Annotated in this window: 1 pseudogene (cut by a window edge); it reads right to left on the bottom strand. The window is 73.9% G+C overall.

From position 1 onward, the window contains the following. Positions 1-13,598, bottom strand: a pseudogene (locus tag WME98_RS27920) (SDR family NAD(P)-dependent oxidoreductase) (its annotated part extends 6,793 nt beyond the left edge of the window); the annotation flags it as partial.

Raw genomic sequence — 13,598 nt, 5'->3', positions numbered from 1 at the left:
AGCCAGTCGATCGCCGCCCCCTTCACGAAGCGCCGGGCAGCCTCCTCGAGGTCCCGCGGCGTGGAGCCCACGGCGGCCGCGCCATTTCCGTCAGCGCCGGCCGCGCTCCCCACGAACGTCGGGCACGCGGGCCGCTGGCCGGACGCGAGGGCGTCGAGCGCCGCCGCGAGCTGCTCCTTGCTCTCGACGATCAGCGCGAGCCGCTCGACGAAGTGCTCCCGCCCGGTCTGGAGGGTCCACGCAAGATCGCCGAGCCGGACCGGCTCCGCGCCGGTGGCCGCCTCGGAGGCGAGGAACCGCTGGAGCCGGCGCACCTGCTCGACGAGGCCATCGCGCGTCCGCGCGGTCAGGGGCACGAGCTCCGCTCGACGAGCGCGTTCGCTCAGCTCGGCGAACGCCTGGGGCGGCCGCACCTCGGCTTCCATGACGACGTGCGCGATCGTGCCGCCCACGCCCACGGAGCTGATCGCAGCGCGGCGCACCAGGCGGCCCTCTCCGGCGCCGTCGGTGACCCGCACGGGCCCCCAGGGCGTCGGCTCGGTCGGCAAGGTGAGCGTCGAGCGCGCAAGGTTGACCTCGGGGTTGAGGCGGTCGGGGAGGCGCACCGGCGCGATGCGCCCGTGCCGCATCTGCAGGAGCACCGCCGTGAGCTGCGCGACCCCGGATGCCCCCTCGGAGTGGCCGAGGTACCCGCTCAGCGCGCTGACCGAGCACCTGGGCCCCTGGGCCCCGCTCCTGCCCCCGTACACCTGATCCAGGGCCACCCACTCCGCGGCGTCGGCCAGGGCGGAGCCGGTCGCCTGCACCTCGACGAGGCCGACGGTGCTCGGATCCACGGAGCCGCGCGCCAGCGCCTCGGCCGCCACCGCGGCTTGCTCCTTCGGCGAGGGCAGCGAGGCGCCGCTCCCCTTGCCCTTGTGCCGGACGGCGGACCCGAGGATGACGGCGTGGATCGGATCGCCATCGCGGAGCGCATCGCGCAGCGGCTTCAGCACGACGACGCCGACGCCCTCGCCGGGGATGAACCCGTCGCCGTCGGCCGAGTACACGCCGCGGTTCGGCCGCGTGCCGAGCAGCCTCGCCCGGCGCAGGTTCGCGAACTTCGAGGGGTGCAGGTACATGTTCGCGCCGCCGACGAGGGCGGCCTCGCAGTCCCCCGCACGGATGCTCTGGCAGGCGAGGTGGAAGGCCACGAGCGACGACGAGCACGCCGTGTCGACCGCGAAGCTCGGCCCCAGCAGGTCGAAGAAGATGGACAGGCGGTTCGCGATCCGGAAGTGGGCACCGTCGAGCGCGGGCGCCCCACGGTGGTCGTGCTCGCGCGTGAGCAGCGGGTAGGTGTGCGTCGTCATCCCCACGAACACGCCGACCGCTCGGCCTCGCAGGCTGGAAGGACGAATGGCAGCGTCTTCCAGCGCCTCCCAGGCGGTCTCCAGGAGCAGCCGCTCCTCGGGGCTGGCCTGCTCGGCCTCGAGGGGCGTCATCTGGAAGAACAGCGGATCGAAGCGATCCACCCCGTCGAGGAACCCGCCCGAGGCGCTGGACCCGTCGGCCGTGCGCCACCGGTCCGCGGGAACGGTCGTGATCCCGCTCTGCCCGGCGAGGAGGCGCGGCCACATCTCCCCGGGGTTGCGCGCGCCAGGGTAGCGGCCCGCGACCCCGATGATGGCGATCGCATCGTCGCGCGAGGTCGTGGCTGACGCCGGCGCCCTGCGCGCCTCGGACCGCACACCTTGCTCGCGGTCCTGGCGATCCTGGCGCTCGACGGGGGTCGCGCCTTGACGTTCCGGGATGCTCGCCTGGCGCGCTCTCCCGGCATCTTCGCCGGGCTCGGCATGGCCGATCGCGCCGTAGCGATCCCGGAGAACTGCCTGGACCCGCTCGGGGTACTCCGTGAGCAGGAACGACGCGAGCGCCTGCACGCTCGGATAGGCCAGCACGGTGGTCGGCGAGATCTCGGCGATGTCCTCCTCGAGCCGGGCCTTGAGGTGGCCGAGGACGATGGAGTCGAAGCCGTAGTCGGCAAAAGGCACGGTCGGCTCGATGGTCTCCCTGGGCCTACCCGTCACCTGGGCGATGAGGTCGCAGACGTACGTCTCCGTGCGACGCTGCAGATCGCCCTCCTGGGCGCCGCCATCGCTCCGCGCGCTCGCCAGCCGCTCGCCGATCGCGGAGCCGCTGAGCAGCTCGTCGGCGCGGTCGAGGCGCCCGTACAGCACCACGATCTGGCTCGCGTCCGCGCGGAGCGCGCGCTCGAAGGCATCGATCCCGTTGGCCGTGGGCAGCTGCGCCACGCCCGTCTGGGCGCGGACATGGTCGGCGAGGGACTGCTCGACGCGCGTGCCGCCCTCCTCCCAGAGCGGCCAGTCGACGGCGAGCGACTTGCCTCGGCACAGGCCGGCGGCCCGCAGGCGCTCCCGGTAGCCCATGTACTCGTCCTGGAAGCCGGTCGCGAACACGTAGTCCGTCTGGGTCGCGCTCCCGATGAGCCCCGCGAGCGAGGAGGTCACCGCGAACCAGTCGAGCGGCTCGTTGCGCGTCTCCTCGTCGAGGAAGACGGTGCCCTGGACCTTGGGCCCGAGCACGGCCTCGATCTCGTCGGCGCGCTTGTGCGCCAGGTGACCGTCGTGGCGCACCATGGCGCAGTGCAGGACGCCGTGGATCTCCCCGAGGAACGCCCTCGCCTCGCGGAGGAGCGCCACCACGTCCTCGCGCCGCGCCACGTCGGCGCGGACGTACCGGACGTGCCTGCCAGCCCGCTGGTGCGCGGCGAGCTCGGCCAGGAGTGCGGGGTCCGGCTCCGAGCGCCCGCAGAGCACGAGGCGGGCGTCGAACCGCTCGGCGAGGTGCCGCGCGAAGAGGAGGCCGACCCCCTTGCTCCCGCCGACGACGAGGTAGGCCCCGCCCTTGCGGATCACGGGCGCGCCCTCGCGCTGCGGCGCGGACCCGCACCGGGTAAACCGCTTCGAGAGCCGGCGGCCGTCCCGGAGCCAGATCTCCGGCGCGGCGTCGCGCCTCTCCTCCCAGATCCGGTCCGCGAGCGCCTCCGGCGCGTCGAAGACGTGGACGACCCGCGCGATGACGCGCGAGCTCTCCGAGCGCAGGCTCCTCGCGAGCGCGGCGAGCGGGGCGTACAGAGGCAGGGCGGCAGGCTCCTCGCGCGACGGCTGGCGATCCACGATGAGCAGCTGGGTGGGCGCGGCCGACGCGCGGGCGAGCAGGGCCTGGCTGAGGGCCACGACGGTGTAGAGCCCCGCGTCGAGCTGGCGCCGGATCGCCCACTCGCCGCTGCCCGGCGGCGCAGCCGCAGGGCACAGCAGGATCTGCGTCGGAGCGGCCCCCCGCACCTCGAGCGCGTCGAGCAGCCTCTCCCAGTCGCCCCGTCGCTTGCCGTCGACCTCGTAACGCCCCTCCTCGAGCGCACGGAACTCGCTGCCCAGGAGGGCGTGCGTGATCTTCCAGGCCGCCTGCGGCCGCGCCAACCTGGCGCGCAGCGCCTCGGCGAAACGCCCGTCGGTATCGAGGACGAGGACGGAGCCCCCCGGCTCCGCGCCGGCTGGAGGCGGCAGAGGCGACTCCTGCCAGGCCGGTTCGAAGAGCGCGAGCTCCGCCCCGGAGGCCGGAGGAGTCCGCACGGCCCCGTCGCTCGGGGTCGCGCTCGCGGCGCCGCCCGCCGCCGGTGCGAGCGCCATCACCGCCGCCCCGGGCGTCCAAGCCTGCTCTGCCACGCCGTTCGTGGCGCTCCCCGCCGCCGGGGCGAGCGCCATCCCCGCCGCCCCAGGCGTCCAGGCTTGCTCGGCCTGGCCGTTCGCGGCGCCGCCCGTGGCCGGCGCGACCCGCCCCGCCGGCGCGGCCTCGACGCGGGCTGCGCGGATCCAGTGCCGGGTGCGCGCGAAGGGGTAGCCCGGCAGCGGCGTGCGCCGCCGGGCAGGGTCGCGCCGCAGCGCGGACGCGTCGATCGAGGCGCCGCTGACCCAGCGCCGGGCGAGCTCCTCGAGCTCCTGCGGGCTCCGCCGCTCCCCCGGATCGATGACGTCGGCCGAGGCCTTCGCCACGAAGCCAGCGAAGACGCCGGAGCCCGCCTCCCCGCGCAGCCACCCGCGCAGCCGCGCGAGGAGCTCCAGGAGATCGAAGGCCACGACGGCGAGGCGGGCGGCGAACGGCTCCCGCCCCGCCTGGAGGGTGTAGGCGACGTCCGCGGGATCGCGGTACCGGCCGGGCGCCGGGCGCTCGAGGGACGCGACCAGCGACTCGGCGTAGGCGCGCAGGCGCTCCTCGCTCATCGCCGAGAGCACGAAGAGGTACGGCCCCTGGCTGCGGCGCTCGACCGGGGGCGGCACGTACTCCTCGACGAGGACGTGGGCGTTGCTGCCGCCTGCCCCGAACGCGCTCACTCCGGCCCTGCGCGGGAGCGTCTGGCGGACGCCGTGGCGTTCCTCGGCCCTCGGTGTCCAGGCCGCGAGCTCCCGCTGGACCTGGAAAGGCACCGTCTCCCACGCGACGTTCGGGTTGAGGCGATCGGCGTGAATCGAGGGGACGAGCTGGCCGTGCTGCATCTGAAGGATGACCTTCGTGAGGCCGGCGATCCCCGCGGCGGACTCCAGGTGACCGATGTTCGACTTCACGGATCCGATGGCGCACGTCGGGCCGGCCGAGGGCTGCCCGCCAAAGGCGATCGCGAGGCCGCGGATCTCGATGGGATCGCCGAGGGCGGTGCCGGTGCCGTGGGCCTCGATGTATCCGATCGTGCTCGGATCCCAGCCGGCCACCCGGAGCGCCTCGCTCACGAGCTCTCCCTGCGCCGTCGGATTGGGGACCGTGTAGCCGTTGGACCGGCCACCATGGTTGATGCGTGACGCGACGATGGTCGCATAGATGTAGTCGCCGTCGGCGATGGCCTTGGACAGCGGCTTGAGCAGCACGGCCCCGACGCCCTCGCCCGGGACGTAGCCGTCGCCGCCCGCTCCGAAGCTCCTGCACCTCCCGTCGCTCGCTCCGAAGCCGCCCTGTCCGAGGACAAGGTATTTGTGCGCGTGCAGCGACAGGTTCACGCCGCCGACGAGCGCGGCCTCGCACTCCCCGCTCCGGATGCTGCCGATGGCCAGGTGAAGGGCCGTCAGCGACGAGGAGCACATGGTGTCGACCGCGAGGCTGGGACCGCGCAGGTCGAGCACGTGGGAGACCCGGTTTGCGATCGACGCGAACGAGGAGCCAGGCGGCGTGCCGTCCGCCCCGGGCTGGCCCCCTGTGACGAGGGGATACTCGGCGTACATCACGCCAACGAAGACACCGACCCGCGCGCCGCGCAGGCTGGCCCGCGTGTAGCCGGCATCTTCGATCGTATGCCAGGCGGTCTCGAGGAACAGCCGTTCCTGCGGATCGAGGACCTCGGCCTCCCGCGGCGTGACGGAGAAGAAGTTCGCGTCGAAGCCGTCGACGCCGTCGAGAAAGCCGCCCCAGCGCAGGTAGGTCTTCCCCGGCTTGTGGCGCGTGGGGTCGTAATAAGCGGTGTGGTCCCAGCGGTCCGCGGGGATCTCGCGGATGCAGTCCCGGCCCTCGGCGAGGTTGCGCCAGAACGCGGCCAGATCCTCCGCCATCGGGTATCGCCCGCTCACCCCGACAATGGCGATGGGCTCGTCGATCCCGCCGGGATGCGCGCGAGTCGGCCCGTCGCCCGGCGCGGACAGCGGAGCCGACGCCGCGGACACGGGGGTCGACGCCGCGGACACGGGGGTCGACGCCGAAAGCGGCGGAGCCGACGCCGCGGACGCAGGGTAGCTCGCCGCGCGCTCGGCGGCGCTCGGCGGCTCGGGCGCCCTCGGGGACAAGGCTCGGAGGCACGCGTCCCGGCGGTGCGTCGTCAGATAACGCGCCAGCTCGGCGACAGACGGGTACTCGAAAAACAAGGTCTTTGGCAGCTCGCCGAAAGTACGCTCAAGCGCTTGCGTCATGTGCATCACCATCACCGAGTCGATCCCCAGCTTGTGGAACGGCTCCCGCGCGTTGATCTCATCGGTCTGCAGATTCACTTCCACCGCGACGACCTCCTTGACGAAGCGCTCGATCGCGGCGAGCGGAACGTCATCGGCGGGCGCCTCGACCGGCGGCTGCGCCGCCCGCCGGTCATGGGCACGCCACGCTGCCCGGATCCGCGCCGCGTCGCCGTCGACGACGACGAGGTGCGGCGCGCCCAGCCTGAGCCCCTCCTCGAACGCCTCGTACCCCCGATCCGGCGTGAGCGGGACCAGCCCCGCCTCGTCCCGCAGGCGCTGCTTCGTCGCGGGGTCGACCGGCATTCCATCGACGTCCCACGCGGACCAAGCGAAGGAGACGGTCTGCCCCCACCGCTCGCCCTGCGCCCGGAGTCGCTCGCGCGCGTCGGCGAAGTAGTCGAGGAAGCTGTTCGCGTAGGCGTAATCCGCCTGGCCCGGGTTTCCTCGCACGACCGTCCATGACGAGCAGAGGGCAAAGAAATCCAGCCGATCCTCGCGCGTCGCCTCGTCGAGGTGCAGGGCGCCGAGGATCTTCGGGGCGAGCACCGCCATCATCTCGGCCGGCGTCTTCCGGAGGAAGAGGCTGTCGCGGATCGTGCCTGCCGCGTGCACGACGCCGTCGACGGATCCGAACCGGGCCCGGGCCGCGTCGATGAGCTGCCGTACCGCCGTGCCATCGCGCACGTCGGCGGGGACGTAGATCGCCTCGCCTCCCCGCGCCCGGAGCGCAGCGAGGGCCCGCTCGACGCGCTCGTCGACCGGCGATCGGCCGCAGAGGACGAGGCGCGCCTCGTGCCGCTCCGCGAGCCGCTGCGCGAGCGCGCTAGCGATGCCGCCGAGGCCGCCCGTGATGACGTACACGCCCCGGTGCTTGAGGAGCGACCGCGAGACCGGATCGGACTGCGCCTCCTCCCAGGTGCGTGCGCGCCGGGTCCCCGCGCGGTGCGAGACCGTGCGCTCCTCGTCCGGGGCCGCGGCCTCGCGCAGCAGCAGCGCCGCGGCTTCCTCCGCGCTGACCGCGGAGGGCAAGGCCACCACGCCGAGGCGCAGGCGGGGATCTTCGAGCGCCACGCACTTGCCGAGCTCGCCGAAGGCGGCGACCTGCGGGGAGAGCCCCTCCCGGGCGCCCTGGATCGCGCAAAGGACGCGGACGCTCTCGGATCCGGTGGCCACCAGCGCGCGGCACACCAGGACCACGGACGAGAAGTCCGCTTCGAGCCACGCTTCGGCCGTGGCGGCGTCGAGGCGGGGGCTGTCGTCCCAGCGGAACAGGACGATGCGGGGCGTCTGCCCGCGCTTCGCCTGCTCGACGAGCAACGCGCGGAAGTCCTCCTCGTGCGTCGGCCTCACGATCCACGCGTCATCGCCCTGCCGGCAGGCGTCGCCCGGCAGGACCAGGGTCGCGGAGCACCCGCGCGCCCGGAGCGCGCGGGCCAGCCGATCGTCGCGGTCGAAGACGAGCACCTCGCCGGCCGGCGTCTCCGCCGACGGCGCGGCCAACGGCGCCGGGCGCCACACGGGGCAGAGGAAGAGTCGGTCCAGCGCCGGGTCGGCGGGAGGGCGCCCGGCGCGCGCCGACGCGAGCGGCGGGCGCGCGATCGAGCGCAGCGCCGGATCGAGCCGCCGCACCTCGAAGTCCTCCACCGAGAGCAGGAGGCGGCCCTCGGCGTCCGCCATCCGGATACGGAATTTCAAGGCGTCGCCCTCTCGGCCGCCGCCCTGAGGCCCGGCGAACGTGACGTGCGCCGCGCACGACCGTGGCCACGGCGTCGCCCACGCCGCCTCCGCGATGGAGAACGGGACGTACAGGGCTGGCTCCGCGCCGAGCTCCTCGACCAGCGGGGCGATCGCCTGCAGCGCGCCGTCGAGCAACGCGGGGTGCAGCAGGAGCCGCGCGTCCTCCACCGCCTCCGCCGAAGGGAGCGACAGCTCGGCCAGCACCTCGCCCGGGCCGCGGAACAGGCGCCGGATGACCCGGAGGGTGGAGCCGATGGCGAGCCCGGCGTCCTGGAAACGCCCGTAGCAGGCGTCCTCTCCGATGATCTCAGGGCAGCGCGCGCGGATGGCGTCGAGGTCGACGCCCGCGCCCGTCTCGAGGGCGCCCTCGAGGTCCCCGGACGACAGCGAGCCTCGGGCGTGCACGCAGCGATCGCCGGCGGGCCCCGTCGTGTACAGCTCCGCCTCGACGAGGGTGCCGGCGGCGGTGAGCCGCGTCCGCAGCTCGACGGGCTCGGCCGCGACGACGAGCGGCGAAGACCACCTGAACGACCGGGCGCCCTGCGCCCGCATGCCGGCGTGCTCCGAGGCTGCGCGGGCGATCTCGAGGAAGGCCGCCCCGGGCAGCATCCCCTGGCCGGCGACGTGGTGGTCGCGGATGAAGCGCGACCGAGCGTCGAGCCGGGTCACGAACTCGCAGGCCGAGATCGTCGAGGCGTTCTCGTCGAGCAGCGGGTGCAGGCGCGCGCCCGCGGGGGCCACGCCGCGGCCGCCGGCCCGCTGCTCGACCCAGTACCTCGTCCTGGCGAACGGGTAGGCCGGCAGGGAGAGCATGCGACGCCCGCGGCTCTCGGGCAGCAGGGCGAAGTCGACGTCCGCGCCCTTGACCCAGAGCTCGGCCAGCCGCGCGCGCTGGCCCTTGGCGAGGAGGCTCTCGATGAGCACGCGGAGATCGTCGTTGTCGAAGGGGAGGGCGTCCCCCTCGACGAGGACGTGGGAGAGGGTGTTGCTCGCGCCGCCCTCGCCGCGCGAGAAGCGCGAGAGCGCGTCGCGGAGCTCCTCCAGAGAGCTCGCGAGCACGACGAGGCGCGCTTCCATCGCGTCGCGCCCGACCTGGAGCGTGTAGGCGATGTCGGCCAGCTCGGGCCTCGATCCCGCCTCCGGTCCCTCGGCGAGGCGTCCATCGAGCCACGCAGCCAGGTTTGTGGCGTGAGCCCGGAGCCGGTCCTCGTTCCTGGCGGACAGGGGGACGATCGCCGGCAAGGGCGGCGAGAACGCTGCGGATTCGGTCGCCTGGGCGCTGGGGACGAGCTCCTCGACGATGACGTGCGCGTTGGCGCCTCCGGCGCCGAAGGAGCTGATCCCGGCGCGGCGCGGGACCACGCGGCGCGCCTCCCCCTCCTCGACGACGGGCTGCTGCCACGGGCAGGCCTCGCGCTGGAGATAGAACGGCGTGCGCTCGAACTGGATCCGCGGGTTCGGCGGATCGGCGTGCAGCGTGGGCACGAGCTGCTGGTGCCGCATCATCAGGATCACCTTCGTGAGCCCGACGATGCCCGCCGCGGACTCGAGGTGCCCGACGTTCGACTTCACCGTGCCGATGGCGCAGTAGCCGCGCGCGTCGGTCGAGCGCCGGTACGCCTCGGCGAGGCCGGCGATCTCGATGGGATCGCCGAGGTCGGTGCCGGTGCCGTGCGCCTCCACGTAGCTCACCGTGCGGGCGTCGACGCCCGTCGCCTCGAGCGCGTCCGCGACGGCGCGCGCCTGGGCGCGCGGGTTCGGCACGGTGTACCCGCTGGTCCTGCCCCCCGCGCTGAGCGCCGAGCCCAGGATGACCGCCTCGATGCGATCGCCGTCCTCCAGGCTCTTCCAGAGCGGCTTGAGGAGCACCGCGCCCACCCCTTCGCCGTCGATGAAGCCGTCGGCCCCGACGCCGAAGCTCTTCGAGCAGCGGCCGCGGGAGAGCATGTTCATCGCGTGGAGGCGCATGAGGTGGAGCGGGTGGAGCACCAGGTTCACGCCGCCGGCGATGGCCATCGCGCACTCGCCGCGGCGCAGGCTCTCGCAGGCGAGGTGCACGGCCGTGAGCGACGACGAGCAGGCGGTGTCGACCGCGATGCTCGGGCCGTAGAGGTCGAAGACGTAGGAGACCCGGTTGGCGATCGACCAGAAGGACGCGAGGCCGTCCGAGGCCGCGTCGCGCGCGCCGGGGTCGCCGCCGACGAGCTCGTAATGGGCGTTCATCACCCCGACGAAGACGCCGACGCGCCCGCCCAGCGCCTCGATCCTGCGGCGGGGGTAGCCCGCATCCTCGAAGAGCGACCACGCGGTCTCGAGGAACAGCCGCTCCTGCGGGTCCATGCGGGCGGCCTCCCGCGGCGAGATGTGGAAGAGGCGCGCGTCGAAGGCGTCGATCGCGTCGAGGAAGCCGCCGTACGGGGCGATCACGTCGCCGGAGGCCTCCCCCGGGGCGAGGCGCTGCCACCACGACCGCCGGTCCTCGGGAAGCTGCCGGATGCAGTCCCTCCCGGCCTTGAGGTTGTCCCAGAAGGCGTCGAGATCCGCGGCCAGGGGATACCGGCCGCTCATGCCGATGACCGCGATCGGCTCGTTCCGGCCTGCCGTCGGCCCGGCCGCTCGAGAGACGGCCCCCTCGCTCGGGAGGGGCTCGAACCTGTGCGCGGGCGACGGCGCCGCGACGGCCGGACGCGGCGGCGCTTCCTTGTGCGACGGCGGCGCCAGCTCCTGCGGTGGCGACGAGGAGGCGACGCCGCTCACGCCGAGCAGCTCCCCGAGCCGGATCGCATGGTGGGCGCAGAGGTGATCGGCCAGGGCCTCGATCGTCTGCAGCTCGAACAGCAGGCTCGAGGAGAGCGGCCCGAAATCCTTCTCGAGCTCCTTCATCAGCTGGAGCACGAGGAGCGAGTCGATGCCGTAGCGCTCGAAGCGAGCCTTCGGATCGATGCGCTCCGCGCGGAGGCGCAGGGGCCCGGAGAAGACCTGCCGGAGGTAGTCGATCGCGCGCTCGCGCAGCCCGTGCGCCGCGGCGGGCGCCACCGCATCCGGCGCTCGCGGCCCCTGCGCCGGCGGCGCAGCGAGGTCGCGATGGCCCGGCGCCGCGGCCTGGACGGCCGCCGGCTCTCTGCCCGGGAGGGCGCGAAAGGAGACGCCGCGGACCCTGGCGAGGATCTCCCCGTCCGGACCGATGACGGCGACGTAGAACCGATCCGACCCCGAGGCCCGGACATAGGCGAAGCCGCGCAGCTCGAGGCGCGACGACACCTCGATGGCCTCCATGGCCACGGGGACGCGCGGCCCGCGCCCGTCCTCTTCGCGCTGAGCGAGGAGCCCGGCCACCGCCTGGATGGCAGCGTCGATGACCATGGGAGGCAGCCGGTAGGGCGCGGCCTCGCGCCCTACCTCCGCCGGGAACGCGAGCTCGGCCAGCGCCTCGCCGTCGCCGACCGACAGGCGCGCGATGCCGCGGAAGCAGGGGCCGTACTCGACCCCGGCCGCTCCGAAGCGCTGGTAGAGATCGTCCCCCTCGACGACGACGCGCGTGCACCGCGCCCGGATGGCCTCGATCTCCAGGCGAGAGGAAGCGCCAGCGCCGGCCGGCGCGCCGACGGAGAGGAGCCCGCGCGCGTGCTCGACGGGCTGATCCTCGGTCCCGCTCTCGACGCGGAACGCGAGGCGGTCGCCTGCCTGCGTGAGGGGGACGCGGATCTCGCGCTCCGCGTCGACCCAGCAGACGTGCGAGAGGACGAGGTCCTCGACGGTGATCGATCCCGCGTCGATGCCCTCGCCGAGCGAGGCAGCCGCGGCGATCGCCAGCTCTGCGTAGACGATCCCTGCCACGGCGGGGCGCCCGCCGACGCGGTGATCGCGCGCCAGGGGGTCCGTGGGGCGCAGGATCTTGCGGAAGACGCCCCCGCTCCGCCGGAGATCCGGCGCAGGATCGGCCCCGCCGAGCGCGCGGCCCGGCGTCCGGGCGGGCCCGGCCGTCACGCTCGGCGTCCGGGTGGACCCGGCCGTCACGCCCTGCGTCCAGGCGTGCCCGGTCGTCACGTCGACAGGCTGCGCCGAGGCCCAGTACCGCTCCCGCGCGAACGGGTAGTGGGGCAGCGACAGCAGCGGCGCCCGCTCGCTGATCACGTCCCGCCACGCGACGTCGAGCCCACCCGCCCAGGCGCGCCCGAGCTCGTCGAGGCGCCCCTGCCGGAGGAGGCCCTCGGCGTGTCGCTCCGGGCCCTCGGCGTCGAGCGCAGCGCGCCGCTCGTCGCCGGACAGCGCCCCCGTGAAGAGGCCCTCGGCCTCGGAGCCACGCGCGAGGTAGCGCTCGAGGCGGTCGATCACGTCGTCGACCGAGGTGGCGACGAAGGCCAGCCGGTGATCGAGCGCCTCACGCCCGACCTGGAGGGTGTAGGCGAGGCTCGCGAGGAACGTCGTCGGATCGCCGGCCCCCTCGCCGCGCGCGGCCTCTCGGACGAAGCGCAGGATCCGCCCCGCGAGCTCGGACAGCTGCGGCGCCGTGGCCGCCGACAGCAGCATGAGGCGCGGGCCGGGAGCGAACGCGGGCGCCTGCGGCGGCCTGTACTCCTCGAGGATCAGGTGCGCGTTGGAGCCGCCGGCGCCGAAGGAGCTCACCGCCGCGCGCCGCGGCTCCTCGCGCGCGACGCCGTCGACGACGGTTACGCGGGCCTTCCAGGGCTGAGCCTCCTGCTGGACGAAGAAGGGGGAGCGCTCGAAATCGATCTTGGGGTTCGTGCGGGACGCGTGCAGCGAGGGCGCCAGCTCGCCGTGCTTGAGCTGGAGCAGGACCTTGGTGAGGCCGGCGATGCCGGCGGCCGACTCGAGGTGCCCGATGTTCGTCTTCGCGCTCCCGATGGCGCAGAACCCGACGGCGTCGGTGAAGCGCCGGTAGGCGCGCGTGAGCCCCGCGATCTCGATCGGGTCGCCGAGGTCGGTCCCGGTGCCGTGCGCCTCGATGTAGCTGATCGCGCGGGGATCGACGCCGGACTTCTCCAGCGCCTCGACGATGACCTCGGCCTGCGCGGTCGGGTTGGGGACCGTGTAGCCGCTCGTCTTGCCCCCGGCGTTGATGGCCGAGCCCCTGATCACCGCGTGGATGCGGTCGCCGTCGAGGACCGCGTCCACGAGCGGCTTCAGCAGCACCGCGCCCACGCCCTCGCCGTCGACGAAGCCGTCCGCGCCCGCGCCGAACGCCTTGGCTCGCCCTTCGGCGGAGAGCATCCGCATGCGGCTCAGGCGCATGTAGTGCAGCGGGTGCAGGATGAGGTTGACGCCCCCGGCGAGGGCGACCCGGCACTCGCCCGCGGCGAGGCTCTGGCAGGCCAGGTGGATCGCGGTGAGAGACGAGGAGCAGGCCGTGTCGACCGCGACGCTCGGGCCGGTGAAATCGAAGCAATACGAGACCCGGTTGGCGACGGCGTGGAAATCGGAGAACGCGAGCACCTCGGCGCCGCGCGCGAACGCCTCGGCGCTGAGCCGGCCGTAATTGCCGTTCATCACGCCGACGAACACGCCCACCTTGCCGGACCTCGACAGGTCCTTGCGCGTGTAGCCGGCGTCCGAGAGCGTCTCCCAGGCGATCTCGAGGAAGAGGCGCTCCTGAGGATCCATCGCCTCGGCCTCGCGCGGCGAGATGCTGAACAGCAGAGGATCGAAGAGGTCGACGCCCTCGAGGAACCCGCCGCGTTTCGTGTAGTAGCGGCCCAGCGCATCCGGATCGGGATCGAGGTAACGATCCGCCTCCCAGCGCTCGGCGGGGATCTCGCCGATGCAGCTCGCGCCGCTGCGCAGGCGCATCCAGAAGGTCTCCAGGTCGGGCGCCTCGGGGTACCGGCCCGCCACCCCGATGATGGCGAC

It is taken from the genome of Sorangium sp. So ce296 (assembly GCF_051529605.1).
Classification (GTDB): Bacteria; Myxococcota_A; Polyangia; order Polyangiales; family Polyangiaceae; genus Sorangium; species Sorangium cellulosum_D.
Note: the sequence above shows the minus strand (reverse complement) of the source record. Positions and strands in the feature narration are given on the sequence as shown.